Source organism: Pseudomonas sp. SDT291_1_S447, assembly GCF_054070155.1.
On sequence record NZ_JBSVXS010000498.1, the window covers coordinates 1 to 208 of the forward strand.

At 60.6% G+C, this 208-nt stretch carries 1 pseudogene; it reads left to right on the top strand.

Going from position 1 to position 208, the window contains the following annotated elements:
* Positions 1 to 208 (top strand): annotated as a pseudogene (locus ACW9IR_RS30535) (MFS transporter); the annotation flags it as partial.

Sequence of the window (208 nt, forward strand, 5' to 3'; positions counted from 1 at the left end):
TCAATCGACCTTCCAGGTCGGTGGCAACACCGGCAGCGCTTTCGGCCCCTTGCTGGCGGCCGCGATCATCATTCCCTACGGTCAGAGCCATATCGCCTGGTTTGGGCTGTTTGCCGTGTTCGCCATCCTGGTGCTCTACGGTCTGAGCCGCTGGTATCGCCATCACCTCAACCTGTTCAAGCTCAAGCAAGGCGGCAAAGCCACCCAC